Source organism: Vibrio gallicus (genome assembly GCF_024346875.1).
Classification (GTDB): domain Bacteria; phylum Pseudomonadota; class Gammaproteobacteria; order Enterobacterales; family Vibrionaceae; genus Vibrio; species Vibrio gallicus.
Genome location: NZ_AP024871.1, coordinates 2295078 through 2315030 on the forward strand (window position 1 = coordinate 2295078; position 19953 = coordinate 2315030).

General features: G+C 43.0%; 21 protein-coding genes. 14 read left to right on the forward strand and 7 right to left on the reverse strand.

Annotation, left to right across the window (positions count from 1 at the left end; genetic code table 11):
- Window positions 1-12: 12 nt before the first annotated feature.
- A complete protein-coding gene (gene zapB, locus OCU28_RS10720) occupies window positions 13-255 on the reverse strand; it encodes a cell division protein ZapB (protein ID WP_261817483.1) in 243 nt (80 codons plus the stop codon).
- A gap of 337 nt (window positions 256-592) precedes the next feature.
- On the opposite strand from zapB, the gene glpX reads away from it, so the two are divergent.
- Entirely contained in the window at window positions 593-1600 is a 1008-nt protein-coding gene (gene glpX, locus OCU28_RS10725) for a class II fructose-bisphosphatase (RefSeq protein WP_261816161.1), read from the forward strand.
- Window positions 1601-1682: 82 nt separating this feature from the next.
- On the opposite strand, the gene OCU28_RS10730 is transcribed toward glpX, so the two are convergent.
- Together OCU28_RS10730 and OCU28_RS10735 are read right to left on the reverse strand one after the other, a co-directional pair.
- Window positions 1683-2108: a DUF805 domain-containing protein gene (locus tag OCU28_RS10730; protein ID WP_261816162.1), complete on the reverse strand. Its 426-nt coding sequence runs from the start codon at window positions 2106-2108 to the stop codon at window positions 1683-1685.
- A gap of 72 nt (window positions 2109-2180) precedes the next feature.
- Complete coding sequence (locus tag OCU28_RS10735; protein ID WP_261816163.1) at window positions 2181-2531, reverse strand: 5-carboxymethyl-2-hydroxymuconate Delta-isomerase; 351 nt, start codon at window positions 2529-2531, stop codon at window positions 2181-2183.
- Between the two features lie 253 nt (window positions 2532-2784).
- Between OCU28_RS10735 and tpiA the strand changes: the two genes are divergently transcribed.
- Entirely contained in the window at window positions 2785-3555 is a 771-nt protein-coding gene (gene tpiA, locus OCU28_RS10740; RefSeq protein WP_261816164.1) for a triose-phosphate isomerase, read from the forward strand.
- Between the two features lie 124 nt (window positions 3556-3679).
- On the opposite strand, the gene pfkA is transcribed toward tpiA, so the two are convergent.
- Window positions 3680-4642, reverse strand: a complete 963-nt coding sequence (pfkA, locus tag OCU28_RS10745; RefSeq protein ID WP_261816165.1) for a 6-phosphofructokinase — start codon at window positions 4640-4642, stop codon at window positions 3680-3682.
- Between the two features lie 221 nt (window positions 4643-4863).
- The gene (fieF, locus tag OCU28_RS10750; RefSeq protein ID WP_261816166.1) at window positions 4864-5781 is read right to left on the reverse strand and encodes a CDF family cation-efflux transporter FieF; all 918 of its coding nucleotides are present in this window, start codon (window positions 5779-5781) and stop codon (window positions 4864-4866) included.
- Window positions 5782-5871: 90 nt separating this feature from the next.
- Between fieF and OCU28_RS10755 the strand changes: the two genes are divergently transcribed.
- A complete protein-coding gene (locus tag OCU28_RS10755; protein ID WP_261816167.1) occupies window positions 5872-6012 on the forward strand; it encodes a DUF5363 domain-containing protein in 141 nt (46 codons plus the stop codon).
- A 41-nt stretch (window positions 6013-6053) separates the two neighbouring features.
- Here OCU28_RS10755 and OCU28_RS10760 read toward each other — a convergent pair whose 3' ends face one another.
- Window positions 6054-6557, reverse strand: coding sequence for a CpxP family protein (locus OCU28_RS10760; protein ID WP_261816168.1), 504 nt, complete (start codon window positions 6555-6557; stop codon window positions 6054-6056).
- 247 nt (window positions 6558-6804) lie between these two features.
- Between OCU28_RS10760 and OCU28_RS10765 the strand changes: the two genes are divergently transcribed.
- The 3 genes from OCU28_RS10765 to trmL are packed head-to-tail and all read left to right on the forward strand — an operon-like array spanning window position 6805 to window position 9389.
- A complete protein-coding gene (locus OCU28_RS10765) occupies window positions 6805-7488 on the forward strand; it encodes a response regulator (protein WP_261816169.1) in 684 nt (227 codons plus the stop codon).
- Window positions 7485-8855 (forward strand): envelope stress sensor histidine kinase CpxA, encoded by a 1371-nt coding sequence (cpxA, locus tag OCU28_RS10770; RefSeq protein ID WP_261816170.1) that lies wholly within the window; start codon window positions 7485-7487, stop codon window positions 8853-8855. The genes OCU28_RS10765 and cpxA overlap by 4 nt, the downstream gene beginning before the upstream one ends.
- A gap of 57 nt (window positions 8856-8912) precedes the next feature.
- Window positions 8913-9389, forward strand: a complete 477-nt coding sequence (gene trmL, locus OCU28_RS10775; RefSeq protein WP_261816171.1) for a tRNA (uridine(34)/cytosine(34)/5-carboxymethylaminomethyluridine(34)-2'-O)-methyltransferase TrmL — start codon at window positions 8913-8915, stop codon at window positions 9387-9389.
- A 60-nt stretch (window positions 9390-9449) separates the two neighbouring features.
- Here the strand turns inward: trmL and OCU28_RS10780 are convergent, their stop codons facing one another.
- The gene (locus OCU28_RS10780; RefSeq protein ID WP_261816172.1) at window positions 9450-9932 is read right to left on the reverse strand and encodes an FxsA family protein; all 483 of its coding nucleotides are present in this window, start codon (window positions 9930-9932) and stop codon (window positions 9450-9452) included.
- Window positions 9933-10282: 350 nt separating this feature from the next.
- Here OCU28_RS10780 and aspA point away from each other — a divergent pair, with 350 nt between their 5' ends.
- From aspA to OCU28_RS10820, 8 genes are all read left to right on the forward strand, one after another.
- A complete protein-coding gene (gene aspA, locus OCU28_RS10785) occupies window positions 10283-11716 on the forward strand; it encodes an aspartate ammonia-lyase (RefSeq protein WP_261816173.1) in 1434 nt (477 codons plus the stop codon).
- Window positions 11717-11799: 83 nt separating this feature from the next.
- A complete protein-coding gene (locus OCU28_RS10790; RefSeq protein WP_261816174.1) occupies window positions 11800-13107 on the forward strand; it encodes an anaerobic C4-dicarboxylate transporter in 1308 nt (435 codons plus the stop codon).
- A gap of 130 nt (window positions 13108-13237) precedes the next feature.
- The gene (locus OCU28_RS10795) at window positions 13238-15001 is read left to right on the forward strand and encodes a protein-disulfide reductase DsbD (protein WP_261816175.1); all 1764 of its coding nucleotides are present in this window, start codon (window positions 13238-13240) and stop codon (window positions 14999-15001) included.
- 149 nt (window positions 15002-15150) lie between these two features.
- Window positions 15151-15786, forward strand: coding sequence for a response regulator transcription factor (locus OCU28_RS10800; protein WP_261816176.1), 636 nt, complete (start codon window positions 15151-15153; stop codon window positions 15784-15786).
- A 219-nt stretch (window positions 15787-16005) separates the two neighbouring features.
- Window positions 16006-16269, forward strand: a complete 264-nt coding sequence (locus tag OCU28_RS10805; RefSeq protein WP_261816177.1) for a DUF4212 domain-containing protein — start codon at window positions 16006-16008, stop codon at window positions 16267-16269.
- A gap of 11 nt (window positions 16270-16280) precedes the next feature.
- Window positions 16281-18008 carry a sodium:solute symporter family protein gene (locus OCU28_RS10810; RefSeq protein ID WP_261816178.1) on the forward strand — a complete coding sequence of 576 codons (1728 nt, stop codon included), beginning with the start codon at window positions 16281-16283 and terminating at the stop codon, window positions 18006-18008.
- A 411-nt stretch (window positions 18009-18419) separates the two neighbouring features.
- Window positions 18420-19379: a TRAP transporter substrate-binding protein gene (locus tag OCU28_RS10815; RefSeq protein WP_261816179.1), complete on the forward strand. Its 960-nt coding sequence runs from the start codon at window positions 18420-18422 to the stop codon at window positions 19377-19379.
- Window positions 19380-19463: 84 nt separating this feature from the next.
- Window positions 19464-19952: a TRAP transporter small permease gene (locus OCU28_RS10820; protein ID WP_261816180.1), complete on the forward strand. Its 489-nt coding sequence runs from the start codon at window positions 19464-19466 to the stop codon at window positions 19950-19952.
- The last annotated feature ends 1 nt before the right edge of the window (window position 19953 follow it).

A 19953-nucleotide genomic window follows, 5' to 3' on the forward strand; every position in this document is an offset into this window, starting at 1 on the left:
GAATTCTGTGGTTTATTCCACTTCTTCCATTTTACCTAGCATGTTGCGAATGCGCTCTTGCCATTGATCGTGCTCAGATTGAACCTGACGAGCACGCTCTTCTGATTGCACTTTCTCATTGCGTAGCTGCTCAGCTTCATTTGCTAGTTGTTGCTTTTGCTCTTTTAGCTCATCAACTTCCATTTGAAGCAAAGTAATTGTGTCGACTGCTGTCTGTACTTTTGCTTCTAGTTTTTCCAATACTTCTAAAGACATCATGACCTACCTAGTTCCTTAATCGTTTAATAACCAAGCCCAATCTACCCTTGAGTAAAATACTATCTACTTGGTTTTAGATCTAACTTACGCTCCATTCTACTCACAGCCATGTATATAAACACACCTAAAACTCTATTTTCAGTTCAAGTGAATAAAAAAACAGCGATCTTAATCATATTTTGACATCCACGAAGTCAAACAACACCGTAAAGCTCTACAAATTCTAAAAACACTGCTAGTGAACTCAAATTCACCCCAACAACGCAAACGTTTTCTTCTCTCTATGCTAAAATCGCGCCGAATAGAATTTAACCTTAACCACATTGGAGTAGATATGAAACGCGATTTAGCGATGGCATTTTCTCGTGTAACAGAAGGGGCAGCCCTAGCCGGTTATAAATGGCTTGGCCGTGGGGATAAAAATGCCGCTGATGGCGCCGCTGTAGAAGTTATGCGCTGCTTGCTCAATAAAACAGATATTGCTGGTGAGATCGTCATTGGTGAAGGTGAGATAGATGATGCTCCAATGCTATATATTGGCGAAAATGTTGGCTTAGGTGGTGATGCTGTAGATATTGCTGTTGACCCTATTGAAGGCACTCGAATGACAGCTATGGGTCAATCTAATGCTCTGGCCGTTCTTGCCGCAGGTGAAAAAGGTAGCTTCTTAAAAGCTCCAGATATGTATATGGAGAAATTGGTTGTAGGCCCTGGCGCCAAAGGACATATCGACCTCAACAAGCCTCTTGAAGAGAACCTAAAGAATATTGCAAAGGCGCTTGGTAAAAGCCTCGATCAATTAACTGTCACAACCCTAGCTAAACCTCGCCATGACCAAGTTATTGCAGAGATGCAAGCCATGGGTGTTCGAGTATTTGCCGTGCCAGACGGTGATGTTGCCGCTTCTATTCTAACCTGTATGCCTGACAGCGAAGTTGACGCCATGTACTGCATCGGCGGGGCTCCTGAAGGTGTGGTATCAGCAGCAGTTATCCGCGCTCTCGATGGCGATATGCATGGTCGTCTACTGCCTCGTCATGAAGTAAAAGGCGATACCCCTGAAAACCGTACTCATGGTGAGCTAGAGCTTTCTCGCTGCCAAGAGATGGGTGTTGAAGCAAACCGAGTTCTGAGCATGTCCGATATGGCTCAAAGCGACAATATCGTATTCTCTGCGACTGGGATAACTAAAGGCGATTTACTTGAAGGCATTACGCGTCAGGGTAATATAGCGACCACTGAAACCCTGCTAATCCGTGGTAAGTGTCGAACTATTCGCCGCATCAAATCAATCCACTATTTGGATCGTAAAGATAAAGACGTACTTCATCACCTTATTTAAGTAAGTTACATTATATAAAAAGAGGGTTTCTATATTGCTATAAGAAACCCTCTTTTTAGTTAAACCATAAGCAGGGGCTTCACTAAGACATAAACGGCTTACCAAAGCGATTCTCACCATCGCTGCCTTTTAACAAACCGCACTCAATGAAGATCCAAGCCCCGCAGGCAAGTGCAATAAACGAGAGTATTGGCGCCAGCATACTATCAGTCATAACTACTTGCTCTCCGGCAGGTACTAGCGCCCTTCCTATAATGAGCGGGATGTTGAGCACCAGCATCCAAGTGCTTTTATTCCGATCATGCCAACGCTTCGCCGTGATAGCTAAATCGGGAATCAGCAAAACCACAAGTAAAATAGGCATCACAGACATGGCAACTCCTGGAGAAGCCTTTGCAAGTAAGCCACCAAATAGTGCTAGCCCAAAGTAATAACACAGGTTCCATATCCAAAACTGCTTGCGGCCAACTCGACCATGGAAAGAAAACAGTAATTGAGTAAGATTCATTTTTCCCTCAAATAAAATTTAGACACAGTGAGATATTACCGATTGGTTATATGAAAGGTGTCCCTCAACCATCTAGATATTACTGACCTTTTGAAAGCAGTCACGATTCATATCTCGCACGTTAACCGTCAAGCTTTCAACCCAATCAGAGCTTCGCGTCAATACCTGAATCAGCTCTCGCGATAAGGCGCGTTTTTGCTCTTCAGTTCGACCGCTCAATAACTCAACAGTGACATGAATAAAGTTTGCATCATCTTCTTGCTCTCCAACGAGCCAGGTATGACAGCGTAAAGCTCTTGATTTAATAGAAGCTGCATCAAATAATCCACTATCTAACATGACTTGATGAATGTCCTGCAACAAGCCTTGCACATTCAGCCTATCTTCTATTGGTTGTGTGTATTCCATTACCAAATTCGGCATACGATCTCCTTTTGTATACAAAAGTAACCTCAACATATTGTTTAAGGGCACTTTGGTATACACTCTTCTACCATACACTAGGCACTACATATTGAGATATACAGCCAAAGAATTTGCCTACGAGATCACTCAAGTCCTACGCTTTTAGATTAAGCTTGTGCGACATGATTAAAGTCATGGTTTATACTCTGTTTCTGTTATATTTTTTCATTCAAATCGTATATTTTTTACTAATTTAAGAAGGGAGTATTTTATGCGTCGTCCTGTAGTTATGGGTAACTGGAAATTAAACGGTAGCAAAGAGATGGTTGTTGATTTGCTAACAGGTCTTAATGCTGAACTAGAAGGTGTAACAGGCGTTGACGTAGCCGTTGCTCCACCAGCACTTTATATTGACCTTGCTGAGCGCACACTAACTAACGAAGGTAGTGCAATCATTCTAGGTGCTCAAAACACTGACATTAATAACCAAGGTGCATTCACTGGTGATATGTCTCCAGCAATGCTGAAAGATTTTGGTGCAACTCACATCATTATTGGTCACTCTGAGCGTCGTGAATATCACAACGAATCTAACGAATTTATTGCTAAGAAATTTGGTTTCCTAAAAGAGAACGACCTAACACCTGTTTTCTGTATCGGTGAAACTGATGCTCAAAACGAAGCTGGTGAAACTGAAGCGGTAATTGCTAGCCAAGTAAATGCTGTAATCGATGCGCTAGGCATTGAAGCACTTGAAGGCGCTATCGTTGCATACGAACCTATCTGGGCAATCGGTACTGGCAAAGCAGCAACAGCTGATGATGCACAGCGCATTCATGCTTCTATCCGCGCACTTATTGCAGAGAAAAGTCAAGCAATCGCTGAGCAACTAATCATCCAATACGGTGGTTCTGTTAAACCAGAAAATGCAGCTTCTTACTTTGCACAACCAGATATCGATGGTGCACTTGTAGGTGGCGCAGCTCTTGACGCGAAAAGCTTTGCAGCAATCGCAAAAGCAGCAGCACAAGCAAAGGCTTAATCACTAAGCCTATTTATGTGAGCAATAATTTTTTTTAGGTCAGCACTTTGCTGACCTTTTTTATACCCATAAAAAAACCGCCACAAAAGTGACGGTCTGATAGCGACAAATTATGAGCTAAAAACTAGAATAGCTCGTCTGCAACTAGGTATAGGTCATCACGTACTGGACGACGCATATTTTCAATAGCATCAATAATATCGTGGTGTACTAGTTCTTCTTTTTGAATACCAACACAACGACCACCATGACCTTCCATAAGCAGATGTACCGCATAGTTGCCCATGCGTGATGCCAATACTCGGTCAAAAGCAGTTGGACGACCACCACGCTGGATATGACCCAGTACAGTAGCGCGAGTCTCGCGGCCTGTGGCTGTCTCGATGTCTTTCGCTAGTTCATTCGCGTCAAACATAAGCTCAGTTAGGGCAATGATTGCATGCTTCTTGCCTTTCTCTATCCCTTCTTCAATCGCTTGAATAAGGTCTTCTTTACTCCAACTACGCTCAGGAGTAATGATGTATTCACAACCGCCAGCAATCGCAGACATTAGAGCAAGATCACCACAGTGACGCCCCATAATTTCAACGATAGAGATACGCTGGTGAGATGAAGATGTATCGCGTAAGCGGTCAATAGCATCAATTACTGTGTTTAATGCAGTTAGATAGCCGATGGTATAATCGGTACCTGCGATATCGTTATCGATAGTGCCCGGTAAACCGATACATGGGTAGCCCATTTCAGTCAGTTTCTTAGCACCCATATATGAGCCATCACCACCAATAACCACTAGCGCTTCAATGCCGTGCTTATTCAAGTTCTCAATGGCTTTCTGACGTACTGCCTCATCTTTAAATTCAGGAAATCTCGCTGAACCTAAGAAAGTACCACCTTTATTGATCACATCTGAAACACTTGAACGTCCCAGCTTTTCAATACGGTCTTCATACAGACCTAAATAACCATCATGTACACCATATACCTCTAAGCCTTTACTTAGAGCAGTGCGAACAACGCCTCGTACTGCAGCGTTCATTCCGGGAGCATCTCCCCCACTAGTTAATACACCGATTTTTTTAATCATGTTAGCCCTCTGTTCTGGGATAGATTTATTAGAAATTTTAAAACGCCAAAATGGCAAAAGTTCAATAGCTGTGGTGCGATTCCCCTATAGATCGTTTATTCACAACAGCTAAAAATTCAATTTGGTAAGAATAATACATACCATTTGTTTCTTAAATTGATATTAAAATCAGACTAAATTCTGAGTTTAATTCAACTGTAAAATAGTTATAACTAGCAAAGCTACCACGGTTGTTGCTTCTGATGTAGCTCTTTATCATTTAGCAATGACGCTGGGTCTTGATGTACAAATACATCACTACCAGGAAAGCACTCCTCGAGTTTATCTTCTACCATGTCTGCGATTCTATGCGCCTCAATTAAAGGTAGATGATCATCTAACTCAAGATGAAGCTGTATAAAGCGAGTTGGTCCAGACATTCTGGTTCTCAATTGATGCATACCCTCTACACCCTCTACACCCTCTACAGCATTCACTGCTTCCCGAATCTGTTGTAGTTCCTCTTCAGGCAGTTGCCTATCTAGTAGTGTCTGAATCGCGGTATGAACCATCTTAAAAGCACTAACTAGAATAAAAACCCCTATGCCTATCGCAAATACGGCATCGGCTTGGCCTAAACCATACATACTCAGTCCTATCGCTAATAAAATAGCCATATTCATATACAGATCACTTTGGTAGTGCAGCGAGTCGGCGGCAATAGCCTGACTACCTGTTTTCGCGACTACATACTTTTGAAACTGCACCAAGACAAAGGTCACGGCTATCGCAAATAAACTGACGTAGATCCCCATCTCTGGTTGCTTTAAGGCTTCTGGCCGAAAGAAGCGATCTACACCATTTAGTATTAAGAAGAAGGCGGAGCCTGAAATAAACATAGCTTGCGCGAGAGCGGCTAGTGATTCGGCCTTCCCGTGCCCAAACGTATGTTCACTGTCTGCTGGTTGCAAAGCGTATCTCAAAACCAACAGGTTCACAGTTGATGCTGCAATATCTAATAAAGAATCGATCAAAGATGCAAGCAAGCTCACAGAGCCGGTCTTCCACCACGCCATGATTTTGACTACAAGCAGTAAACTCGCAACTATAGTCGCCGCCCATGCAGCAGTGGTGACTAATTTTTTATATTCTGGCTTCATGGTTACTGGAACTGTTGCTCTTTTCAGACTTAATTTCCATGAGATTATATACCTAAGTGGCTTGAAGCTACAGTAAATGAGAAACCTGATATGATGAATTGGCTACGCAAACTAATTAAACGCTATGACAAATGGTGTGTTTCTATGGGGCTTACTCCTGAACAAAAACGCAGCTGCGTGCCTTATCGGACGGATCCCCAAACTAAAAAACAAAACAGCACTACCGACTAAGTCGATAGTGCTATAACAAAGTATAATTATTAAGCTTAAGGCTAGCCGTTGTTAGCTTGTTTTTTTTCCATTTTCTTTTGCATTTTTTGCTGACACTTTTGCATGCGCTTATCTTGCATCTCAGTTAGCTTTTGCTTTTGCTCAGCGGTAAGCACGCTCATCATTCGATGCTGAGTACGCAGTTTTTCAACCTGACGCTCGGTACGTTGTGCCACCATTTCTTGAGCTAAACTTTGTGCCTGCTGCTCATTGAAGTCAGCCGCTAGCACCAAATCGCGCTCCTTTTGACGGTATGCCTGCATCTGCTCACGCTTTTGTGAGCCATTGTTCATTTTAGATGCCTTCTCATCTTGACGAATAGTCTTAAGCTCGGCTTTTTGGGCATCGGTAAGATCAAGCTTCTTGAAAGCTTGTTTCGACATCTCAACATCGCAACCGTGTCCACCCTTATTACCTTTTTCTCCGCCCTTAGCCATGACATTCGTTGCGCCAAAAGCCAGTGGAAGAACCAATGCTGTAACCAACCATTTTTTAGAGATAGTCATAATTTTACCCTTATCTGAATCTTTATTTTCAACATAACAGCGCATTACCATTTAGGATTAAAGCCAAGAAAAGTGTTTATAGATCTCAGAAACACGCTCTTTGCTCCCTCACGCCATCCATTAGCTTTAGAATAATAGTAGCCATGTAAAGCGCGGTCTGTGAAACGTAAAGATAGGTAAATCTCATCCGATAGCCTATTACTAACACGTAGAATTACCTTATCCGTAGTATTTAGAGATAGAACCTATGCCACATATCCTATTAGTTGATGACGATATTGAATTAACCGCCCTTTTAGAAGATATCTTAACCTTTGAGGGATTTACCGTCTCACAAGCCCATAATGGATTCGAAGGATTAGAGGCTATTACAGAGGACATCGACTTAATTCTACTTGATATCATGATGCCAAAAATGAATGGCATGGAGATGCTAAAAAAACTCAGAGAACAATGGCAGACTCCGGTGCTATTCTTAACCGCTAAAGGTGATGAGATAGATAGAGTTATTGGCCTTGAACTTGGAGCGGATGATTTTCTTCCTAAGCCCTTTTCAGATAGAGAGTTACTTGCACGTATACGAGCTATCTTGCGTCGTACCCAGCATATCCCAACACAAACAACTACCGCCCAACATCAAGATCTAGTCATCAACAGTGGTGCACAAGAGGCTTACTGCCAGGATAAGTTAATTGACCTGACCAGTACCGAGTTCTCCTTGCTTGAATACTTTTTAAAATCCACAGGCACAGTTATAACCAAAGAAGCATTGAGCTTAGAGGTGCTAGGAAAGCGTTTATCTCCATTTGATCGAGCCATCGATATGCACGTGTCAAATCTAAGGAAAAAACTTCCACCACGCCCTGATGGTAAACCTAGAATCAAAACCGTACGTGGTAAAGGCTATTTATTTGTTGAGGACAGATCATGAATCTGCCCAAGATTTCTAGCTTATACGGCAGGATCTTTGCAATATTTTGGATCACTGTGCTGATGGTATTGATCGCTGTGATCGGAATTCAAAAACTTGATCCTCGCAAGTCTCACTCTGTAAAAAAAGACTCAGTGGTAAAAATAACCCAGTTAATCAAGAAGGTAGAAAAAGACCTAAACCAAAATGACGACATCCCTAAGCGTCTCAAGCACCTAAATAAAAAGCGATTTGGGAACAAGGACTTTCGTTTATACCTCGCCGACAATGATGGCAACCTTCTTAGCCCAGAAAGAGGTTTTAAGCGCCGTGCTCTACAGGCAATGGCGTCAGAATTAACCGGAGCGACACAACCAAGTCAACGACAGTTTGAACACTTTATGGTTGCCGGGCCCTTTCCTATTCTAGTCCACCAAACCCATTTCTCTATGTATGCGGGCTTTAACCACAAGCCACCCCCACCCTTACTATATCGAATCCTTGATGCACCGTTTACGCTTCTGCTGGTGGTAATGCTAGTTAGCACCCCTTTACTATTGTGGTGTGCATGGACTCTCAGCCAGCCAGCCCGCCGATTAGAGCAAGCAGCCAAACGAGTCGCGCATGGTGAGTTCGAGGTTGATCCACTACTTGAAAAAGGCACCTCTGAATTTAAACAAGCCGGAACCAGCTTCAATCAAATGGTATTGTCGGTAAATCATATGGTTTCGGGACAACAGAAAATGCTGTCGGATATATCTCATGAATTGCGCTCACCACTGACTCGTTTACGAATGGCTAATGCACTTGCTACCCGCAAGCAAGGAGACTCCAAAGAGCTACAGCGTATCGAGACAGAAGCAGATAGACTGGAACAGATGATCCGTGACCTACTCGATTTGTCGCGAATGCAAATTGATAGCCAGCACAATCGCAGCCTATTTAGCCTGCCTGAGCTATGGAAGGAGATCCTACTCGATGCTCAATTTGAGGCAGAACAATCAGGCATGACGCTAGAGCTCACAGCAATCCCTGAACATCAGATATTAGGTAACTTTAAATTACTCACCAGTGCCGTCGAAAACATTGTTCGCAATGCGATTCGATATGGTGACAAGCACATCAGAGTAAGGTTTTCTGTCATTGGACAACTACTGCAACTCGATGTTGAGGATGATGGTCCCGGTGTTGCAGATGAAGAGCTTGAAAGCATATTCCGTCCCTTTTATCGCGTTTCGAACGCAAGAGATAGAGATAGCGGAGGTACTGGTCTAGGGCTAGCAATCACCGAAAATGCAGTGTTGCAACATAATGGCACCATTAAGGCATCCCCAAGCCAAGATTTGGGCGGACTGCACATGCATCTAACCTTACCACTCAAAGGCTAACTAGGATTTTAAAATAGGTATATACTGAGAAAAATTCAGGAATAACGAAGCTACAGAATGTTTGATATTGCGTTGTATGAGCCGGAGATTGCCCCAAATACCGGTAACATTATTCGATTGTGCGCCAATTGCGGTGCCAATTTACATTTAATCGAGCCACTTGGCTTTGATCTTGAAGAGAAGAAGGTGCGCCGCGCCGGTCTTGATTATCATGACCTAGCTCGTGTTAAACGTCACCAAGACTACCAAGCGTTTATTGAATACCTAGAACAGCGTGACGGCCCTTATCGTATCTTTGCCTGTACAACAAAAACTCAAGGTCATCACGTAGATGCCGAATTTTCCCAAGGTGATGTTTTACTGTTTGGTCCTGAGACCCGTGGGTTACCTGCACCTCTAATTGAAGCCCTACCAATGGAGCAACGAATTCGTATTCCAATGGTGGAAAACAGCCGCTCTCTAAACCTCTCAAATGCAGTGGCGATTATTGCTTACGAGGCATGGCGTCAAATGGGATTTGAGGGAGCCTTATAAGGCTCAATTTAAAAATGACCCTCAATAAAAAAAAGCGCCTCTACGGCGCTTTTTTACTATCTAGTTTAGACGATTTTTGTCTTTATCATCTTTACTTTCATACTCCCCTTCAAACACATCACCATCTTGTGGTTTATGCTGCTCAAAGTTACTATGAAACCCACTGTGCATATTTCCATGCATAGTATTCACCTTAACCCGAGCCATTAATTGGCGAGCAATAATTGATCTCGGCTTAGGCAGCAGTACTAACATACCTAGGGTATCAGTCATAAATCCAGGGGTGAGTAACAATACCCCTGCTACAGCCAACATCACGCCTTCTAAGATCTGCTGTGCAGGGATTTCACCTTGCTGCATCCGTGATTGAACAGACAATAAAGTCGCAATGCCTTGGCTACGAACTAATGAAGCACCCACTACTGCAGTCAGAAGTACCAACATAATTGTCGGCCACATTCCTAAAAAACCACCGACTTGAATAAACAGGCTTATCTCAACAATCGGAACCAAAACAAATAGTAATAATAATATAGGAAACACTTTCCCTCCTTATACTTAGGGCTCTAGTCTACGCCCAGATAGCATCAGGACTCAATTTTAATTGTAAACAAATAACAGTTAATTCATCCGAAATAATGCATAAAATGAGACCCAAACAAAAAAACGAGCAAGTCACCTAGGCTAGTACTTAAAAGGGTGATCAAGCTACTATTCTTTAAAGTCAGATACCGTATTATCACTAACAACAAAATCTAGCTTGATTTTAAAGCCAAGTATAATCTGCTGAATGGACTCTACTAAACAGAATTGGTAGTAAATGGCAGGGCACTAAATCTCACTTATAGTCGCCCCTTCGCTAATTTTAATACCCTGAATTGAAGGTCCATGCTATGACGACAACACTACAGTCAGCCACTCGAATCGAAGAAGATCTATTAGGCGTGCGCCACGTTCCTGTTGATGCTTACTATGGCATCCATACCTTACGCGCAGTCGAAAACTTCAATATTTCCAATGCAACTATCTCCGACGTACCTGAATTTGTACGTGGCATGGTAATGACCAAAAAAGCAGCCGCGATTGCCAACAATAAACTCGGAGTGATTGAACCTGATGTCGCTCAGTACATTATTGATGCATGCGATGTCATCCTTGAAACTGGCAAATGCATGGACCAGTTCCCATCTGATGTTTTTCAAGGGGGCGCGGGCACTTCGGTAAACATGAATGCAAATGAGGTTATTGCCAATCTTGCCCTAGAAATGATGGGTAAAGAGAAAGGTGATTATCACATTATCAATCCTAATGACCATGTAAATAAGAGCCAATCAACCAACTGCGCATACCCAACAGGCTTTCGTATCGCCGTATATAACAGCGTAAGCAAGCTAATCTCATCTATTGAGTACCTCAAAGGCGCTTTTGAAGCCAAGAGCAAACAATTTGAAAGCATTCTAAAAATGGGCCGCACCCAGCTACAAGATGCCGTACCTATGACAGTAGGGCAAGAGTTTAGAGGCTGGTCTATTACCTTAGCGGAAGAAATCCGCAACCTTGAATACACAGCAAAACTACTGCTTGAAGTTAATATTGGTGCAACCGCTATCGGCACTGGCTTAAACGCAGCAGATGGTTATCAAGAGCTTGCTGTTAAAGCACTGTCAGATGTAACAGGCCTACCATGCGTTGCGGCAGAAGACCTAATTGAAGCGACCTCTGATTGCGGTGCCTATGTAATGACGCACGGCGCTCTAAAACGCCTAGCAATTAAACTATCTAAGATCTGTAATGATTTACGCATTCTATCTTCAGGACCAAGATCTGGCCTAAATGAGCTGAACCTTCCTGAACTGCAAGCTGGCTCATCTATTATGCCTGCTAAGGTAAACCCTGTAGTCCCAGAGGTTGTGAACCAAGTGTGCTTTAAGGTTCTAGGTAACGACAACACGATCTCATTTGCTGCCGAAGGTGGACAGCTTCAGCTAAACGTAATGGAACCCGTCATTGCACAAAGTATGTTCGAATCCCTCGACATTCTAACCAACGCTTGTGTAAACCTCCGCGATAAGTGTGTAGATGGCATTACCGTCAACAAAGAAGTTTGCGAAAGCCACGTATTTAACTCCATCGGCATTGTCACCTACCTCAATCCAATTATCGGTCACCATGAAGGCGATATTGTTGGCAAGATATGTGCCGAAACAGGTAAAAACGTCAGAGAAGTGGTACTTGAACGCGGCCTTCTTACCGATGCGGAGTTAGATGAAATCTTCTCGGTTGAAAACCTAATGAAGCCTCAATACAGAGCAAAACGCTTCAGCTAAGGCTTATCAAATTAATAATTTTCACTTTGGGTTGTTCCTCGTAACAACCCATTTTTTATATTTATAATACAGAGGAATTAACCATGGTAATAATAGAGTTACTTACCGTTCTAGTATTCATTTATTTGGGTGCAAGAATTGGTGGGATTGGTATAGGTTTAGCCGGGGGATTAGGTGTTATTGCCCTATCACTGGTACTTGGCGTCCCGACGAGCCAAAGCTATGTACCGGTTGATGTTATTTTGATCATCATGTCTGTGATCACGGCAATTGCGGCAATGCAAGTCGCTGGCGGAATGGACTGGTTGGTAGAAATTGCAGAAAACTTTTTACGTAAAAACCCACAACGCATCACCTTTTACGCGCCAATCGTCACCTTTTTTATGACGCTAATGGCTGGCACTGGACACACCGCATTTTCTACTCTTCCTGTTATTGCTGAGGTCGCTAAAGGCCAAGGCATTCGTCCATCGCGCCCATTATCAATTGCCGTTGTTGCATCACAAATTGCCATCACTGCATCCCCTATTTCAGCAGCAGTAGTTGCCTTTGCAACTATGCTAGAGCCAGTAGGGGTGTCTTATTTAACCCTACTGGCAATCTGCATTCCAACAACTTTTATCGCTTGTATGATTGGAGCCTTCGTGGCTAATTTCATCGGTTGTCCACTCAAGGATGACCCTGTCTATCAGGAGCGTTTAGAACAAGGTCTGGTTAAGCTAAATACGCATAAAAAACGTGAAATATTACCGACAGCGAAGCGAGCTACTTTCATTTTCTTAGCTGCTATCGCATTTGTAGTCATATATGCAGCGGCTATTTCTGGTTCAATCGGCCTGATTGAAAACCCGACTCTAGGTCGTAATGAAGCGATTATGACGGTTATGCTAGGTGCGGCTGCGGTTATTGTACTGACCACTAAAATAGATGCAGCACTGATACCTTCAGCGGCCACTTTCCGTTCAGGAATGACGGCCTGTGTATGTGTGCTCGGCGTTGCTTGGCTTGGTTCTACCTTTGTTAATGCCCATGTTAATGACATCAAAGAAGTCGCAGGAGCATTACTTGCTGAATCTCCATGGATGCTAGCTCTAGTGCTCTTTTTTGCATCGATGCTGCTCTATTCACAAGGTGCAACTACCGTCGCGCTAATGCCTGCTGCCCTTGCTATTGGTGTGGCTCCGTTAACCGCGGTTGCATCATTTGCAGCCGTTAGTGCGTTATTCGTTCTTCCAACATACCCTACACTTTTAGCCGCAGTTGAAATGGATGACACTGGTTCAACTCGCATTGGTAAGTATGTATTTAACCACCCATTCTTCTTGCCTGGTGTAGCGACAATCAGCTCCTCTGTTGCTCTTGGCTTCTTAGTCGGAGGCTTAGTTCTTTAACTAAAATATTCTAGGGATGCGCAATGCATCCCTTTTATAGCTCCAATTTACTGCTATATCGTATTATTAAGAAACTTAATTGGTTACTATCAGGTCTATTAATAAGCACCCTCTAACGTTTACGGACATTATGCGCTCAGCTTTTATTTCTCTGCTACTCATTCTATTGTCATCAAATGCTTTGGCGGCCTTTGATAGCGCCCCACAACCTTCATTTTCAAGTAGCGTTGTACAGCCTTCATTTACTGAACCTACCTTTGTGAAGGTAGACCAAGCCTTCCCTTTTGATTATCTTCAGCAAGGCAATGTGGTCAATCTAAACTGGCAGATAAAAGAGGGATATTACCTTTACCAAGACCGCCTTTCAGTACAAATAGAGGGCGGTGAGATAGGCGATATCAATATGCCTAATGGTATTCCTTATCAAGATGAATTCTTTGGAGAAGTGAATATCTACACTTCGCCTATTTCAATATCGATTCCGCTACACTCCCAAAGTGGCGCAGCCAAACTCATTGTCCAATACCAAGGCTGCGCTAAAGCTGGATTCTGCTATCCTCCAGAGACCAAAGTCATCGACCTAAATCCTGCTAGCTTTGGTGATAGCGCGCCATCAGCAAGCACTGATGCTCCTCAGCAGACAAATCTAACCTCTCTACTAGAGCAGTCTCAATGGACAACTCCATTGTTATTTTTATTGCTCGGTATTGGGCTCGCATTTACTCCGTGTGTACTACCTATGTACCCGATCCTGACCAGTATTGTACTTGGTGGTGGTAAGCAGTCACATACCCGAGCATTGAGTCTCTCTCTAGTCTACGTCCAAGGGATGGCGCTCACTTATACGCTACTGGGATTAGTAGTAGCATCAGCGGGTATGCAGTTTCAGGCAGCTCTTCAGCACCCTGCAGTCTTGATATCTATCAGCATCATGTTTGTCGCTCTTGCGCTATCCATGTTCGGTGTTTATAACCTACAGCTACCAAGTCGTATGCAAACCAAGCTCAATGAGCTGAGTAATCAGCAAAAAGGAGGGCAGTGGTTTGGCGTATTTATTATGGGCGCTATCTCAGGTTTAGTATGCTCTCCTTGCACCACTGCACCACTTTCTGGAGCCCTATTATATGTAGCCCAAAGCGGTGACCTGACTACTGGAGCTATAACTCTTTATGCCCTCGCTTTAGGTATGGGAATCCCGCTTATTCTTGTAGCGGTATTTGGCAACAAATTATTGCCAAAATCTGGAGTGTGGATGGATAAGGTCAAGACCTTGTTTGGTTTTGTCTTACTCGCAGCCCCCCTATTTTTTATCGAGCGCATCCTAGACCCAAGTTATATGCAGGTACTTTGGTCGTTACTTGGAATTGCTTTCTTTGCATGGATATATCACGCCAAGAATCAACTGCCATTTGGACATTGGAAGCAAAGCATCCTAGCAATCATAGCTATCTTGGGCTTGGTTGGTTCAGTGCACCCACTATGGAGCCTAATATCAGGGCAGAAACTCACCTCAACTGATCAGTCAAGTTTGATTGAATTCAAGCGTATAAGTACGACACAAGACCTAGAACGAGAGTTGGCGCTAGCCAAACAACAAGGTAAACCCGTCATGCTTGATTTCTATGCTGACTGGTGTGTGGCATGCAAAGAGTTTGAGAAATATACCTTTCATGACTCACAGGTTGAGCCACGCCTGCAAGGCTTTATATTGCTGCAGGCCGATGTGACTAAAAACCAACCTCAAGATATAAAGCTACTTGAGCAAATGCGGGTGTTAGGGCTACCGACAATTGAGTTCTGGGATGCTGATGGTAATCATATTAGTAAGGCTCGATTAACCGGTTTTGTTAAGGCACAGCCTTTTATACAGCATCTCGAACAATTTAAGCTCTAATCTATGCCTCTACTAACGGGATTATTGCGTAATTTAGAGCGTTACTTAACGCTCTAGTGACCCAAGGCTAAGTTTTAGCGTATGCATCTTGTTGCTTTGATTAAAAAGCTTAATACTTTAACTCGTTAATATAAAACGAGAACAGGAATATGGACGCTTCCTACACTATCTTGATTGCAGATGATCATCCTCTGTTTCGCAATGCCCTGTTTCAATCAGTACACATGGCTATTAGCGGAGCAAATCTACTTGAAGCGGACTCATTAGACTCATTAATGGTTCAGCTAAAGAGCCGAGAAGACGTCGATTTATTGCTGCTTGATCTTAAAATGCCTGGAGCTAACGGGCTCTCTGGTCTTATTCAATTGCGCGGACAATATCCAGATCTACCTATCGTTGTTATCTCTGCCAGTGAAGATAGCAGCGTGGTGAATCAAGTTAAGCAACACGGTGCGTTCGGATTTATTCCAAAATCGAGTGACATGCGCAGTTTGATTAAAGCCTTAAATCAAGTTTTAGATGGTGTTCCTTTCTTCCCTCAGGGGACAAGCAACAACTGCGCAACCCACAACGATATAGGTGATAAACTTGCGTCCTTAACTCCCCAGCAGTACAAGGTATTGGGTATGCTTGCCGATGGTCTGTTGAATAAGCAGATCGCCTATGAACTAGATGTTTCAGTGGCAACGATAAAAGCGCATATGACCGCTATATTCCGCAAGCTCGGCGTAAACAACCGCACTCAAGCTGTGATTATGCTGCAACAGACTGAAATAAATTCGTAGATCTCTTTTTTATTACAAAGGTTGGGGTTAACTGTATTAGACCTTTGGCTAACACTCCCCGACACCCACTTCACACTCTCAAATCAATTTTATATAACCAATTGTTTTTATTAAAAAATAGCCTTTCATACTGCACGACTAAAGTTCAACTGTAGAATTGCCTTGCCACTGCTATCGTATTCCTGAAACATTTTATTAACAAAACGTAAGGAGACGGTAATGGCATTCGAAAACGAAGAAAGAGCCAAAGCCTACTGGAGCAAAAATGTACGCTTAATGCTTTCATTGCTCGTAATTTGGTTCGTCGTATCGTTTGGTTGCGGCATTTTATTTGTCGATGTGCTCAATCAATTTCAGCTCGGAGGTTACAAGCTCGGTTTCTGGTTTGCACAACAGGGCTCGATATATACCTTTTTGGCAATAATTTTCTACTATGCATGGAAGATGCGTCAAATTGACCGCGAATTCGGTGTAGATGAATAAGGAATATTGAGATGGATCTTAAGACTATTACCTACCTAGTCGTGGGTGCTACCTTTTTGCTTTATATTTGTATCGCGATTTGGGCTAGGGCTGGAACAACCAAAGAATTCTATGTCGCAGGTGGTGGGGTCAACCCAATCGCCAACGGTATGGCTACCGCAGCAGATTGGATGTCTGCTGCATCCTTTATCTCCATGGCAGGCTTAATTGCATTTATGGGGTATGGTGGTTCAGTATTCCTAATGGGCTGGACTGGCGGCTATGTATTACTAGCACTATTACTTGCTCCTTATCTGCGCAAATTTGGTAAGTTTACAGTGCCGGAATTTGTAGGTGAACGCTTTTACTCCAACACTGCGCGCGTCGTTGCCGTAATTTGTTTGATCATTGCTTCAGTTACCTATGTTATCGGGCAAATGAAAGGGGTTGGAGTTGCATTTGGTCGCTTCCTTGAAGTGGACTACGCTACTGGCCTTATGATTGGTATGTGCATCGTATTCATCTACGCCGTAATGGGTGGTATGAAAGGCATCACCTACACTCAGATAGCTCAATACTGCGTCCTGATTCTTGCTTACACCATTCCAGCAGTATTTATCTCACTTCAGCTCACAGGGCATGCCCTGCCTCAGATTGGACTCGGGAGTACCATGACCGGCTCAGATGTCTACCTGCTCGATAAGCTCGATCAGGTGGTCACAGAGCTCGGGTTCACCGAATATACCACTTCGGTGCGGGGAGATACCTTAAACATGTTCGTGTATACCATGTCTCTAATGATAGGTACCGCGGGTCTACCACATGTCATCATTCGTTTCTTTACCGTACCTAAGGTTCGCGATGCAAGGACATCGGCTGGTTGGGCGTTGCTATTTATTGCGATTCTATACACAACAGCTCCAGCAGTTGCAGCTATGGCTCGTCTAAATCTAATGGAAACCGTAAACCCAGCTCAAGGGCAAAACCTAGTTTATGACCAACGTCCTGATTGGTTTAAAAATTGGGAGACGACTGGTCTTCTTGGGTTTGAAGATAAGAACAATGATGGTGCGATTCAATATACCTCTGATCCTGCTACCAATGAACTAAGAGTTGACCGCGACATCATGGTATTGGCTAACCCTGAGATTGCCAAACTACCAAATTGGGTTATTGCATTGGTTGCCGCAGGTGGGTTAGCAGCAGCACTATCGACTGCTGCTGGGTTACTGCTAGCAATATCATCGGCCATATCCCACGACCTAATAAAAGGGGTTATCAATCCAAATATATCAGAGAAGAAAGAGCTATTAGCTAGCCGAATATCAATGGCCGTTGCTATTGGGGTTGCAGGGTATCTTGGGCTCAATCCGCCAGGGTTTGCAGCTGGTACCGTTGCCTTGGCATTCGGATTAGCCGCCTCCTCAATATTCCCAGCCTTAATGATGGGTATCTTTAGTAAGACCATCAATAAAGAAGGGGCAATCGCAGGTATGATTGCAGGTATTAGTATTACCCTATTCTATGTATTCCAACACAAAGGCATCCTGTTTGTTGCAGATTGGAAATACCTAGAAAGCTGGGGGAGCAATTGGTTCTTAGGTATTGAACCTAATGCTTTCGGTGCAATTGGTGCAGTGTTCAACTTTGTGGTTGCATACGCAGTATCTAAAGTAACTAAAGAAACACCACAAGAAGTGAAGGATCTAGTGGAGCATGTTCGTGTACCAGTAGGTGCAGGTTCCGCACAGTCTCACTAAATTGACCTCGACTAATTAAGCCCCTTCGGGGGCTTTTTTATACCTATTTGTTCAGTTTTCATCCATAAAAATTCACTGTACAAAATAAATATAAACCACAAACACAACGACTGATGTTAACCAGCGAGACTTAGCTCTCACTAATTATTTCCTTTCTTTCTCAGCGATCACATCTGTATGCATCGCGCACCATAGTATCGACTCATTATTGGAATGTTACTTTCTTTAATTGAGAGAGCACCCCGCCCCCCTTCGTGAAGAGCATCACATAACCATTCAGCTATTTTGTATTATTTTATACGCAAATGTTGAGGCTGGATTTAGTCAAAGCTAATCACACCCCCTAGCTAATTCCATGCCTCTAACTAACCGTATCTTTTAAGAATTAGTTATATTAACAAGGAAATTTCCATGAAAAAAACAACTCTAACTCTTGCTGCATTATCAGTAATGGCGGCCTTTGCTGTAAACGCAAAAATGTTAACCCTTGGCCACGCTATGAATGTCGATAGTGCTGCACACAAAGGCATGGTTATCTTTGCTGAAAAAGTTAAAGAAAAATCTCATGGTGATTTAACCGTTAAAATCTTCCCTAATGGCATGCTAGGTTCAGAGCGAGATCAAGCTGAGCAGGTTGTTACTGGTGCACTTAGTATGGCTAAAATTAATGGTTCTTTAGCTGAATCTTTCGAGCCAACTTATAAAGTAATGTCTATCCCTTATCTATTCCGCGATGCTGACCACATGCATAAATTCATGCGCTCAGATGCAGCTCAAAAATTACTTGAGTCATCAAAAGATAAAGGCTTTGTAGGTGTGACCTTATACGATTCAGGTTCTCGCAGTTTCTACGCTAAAAAACCAATCCACACTCCAGCAGACCTTGCTGGCCTTAAAGTTCGCGTACCAGGCTCTCCAACTATGATGGAGATGATGAAACTTCTTGGCGCTAAAGCAACGCCTGTACCATTTACCGAGGTTTATACTGCTCTTCAGCAAGGCGTTATCGATGCTGCTGAAAACAACATTTCTAGCCACATTGAAATGAAGCACTCAGAAGTTGCTAAGTACTACTCTATGGATCAGCACATGATGACTCCAGACCTCATCATGATTAACTCAGCAACTTGGTCAGGCCTAAAACCTGCTGAACAAAAAATCATCAAAGAAGCTGCTCGTGAATCTATGGAAGAAGAGATTCAAATTTGGGCAGATACCGATGCTAAGAACATGGCAATTGGTAAGAAAAATGGCGTGCAATATGTTGAGGTTGATACCGCATCTTTCCGCGAAAAAGTAAAACCAATGATCGACAATGCTAAGAAAGATCCAAAACTTTCTTACTACATCGATGCTATTGAAAAAATGTAACTCCTAGCTAGCAAAAAATGCCCCCTAGCAATCTATTACAGCTAGAGGGCTATTTCTCTCCCTCTCTTATGCTTTGAGAAACCTATGTTCACTGTCTTAAGCAAAATAAAAAACATTCTTGATAAATGCATTCTCTCTTTTTGTGGTGTTGCGCTACTGGCTCTCGTCGCAAGCGTATCGTGGCAAGTATTTAGTCGCTATGTGCTCAACAATCCAAGTTCATGGACCGATGAATTTGCTCGTTACACTATGATCTGGTTTGGTTTGGCTGGTGCGTGCTACCTATATGGAAAAAATGGTCATTTATCTATCACACTAATGATTGATGCTGTTCCAGATAAACTAAAAAATGCTCTCCAAGTCCTTATTCATGCCGCTTCCGTCATATTTATTTATCTAGCCATGATTAAAGGCGGCTTATTGCTCGTTGGCCGCACCATGCATCAATTCTCACCTGCACTGCAAATTCCAATGGCATATGTGTATTTAGTTCTACCAATTGCTGGCTTTATCATGCTGACCTATATCGCGATTAATACCGCTCAATTATTCACAAACAAAGAAGGTAACTAAC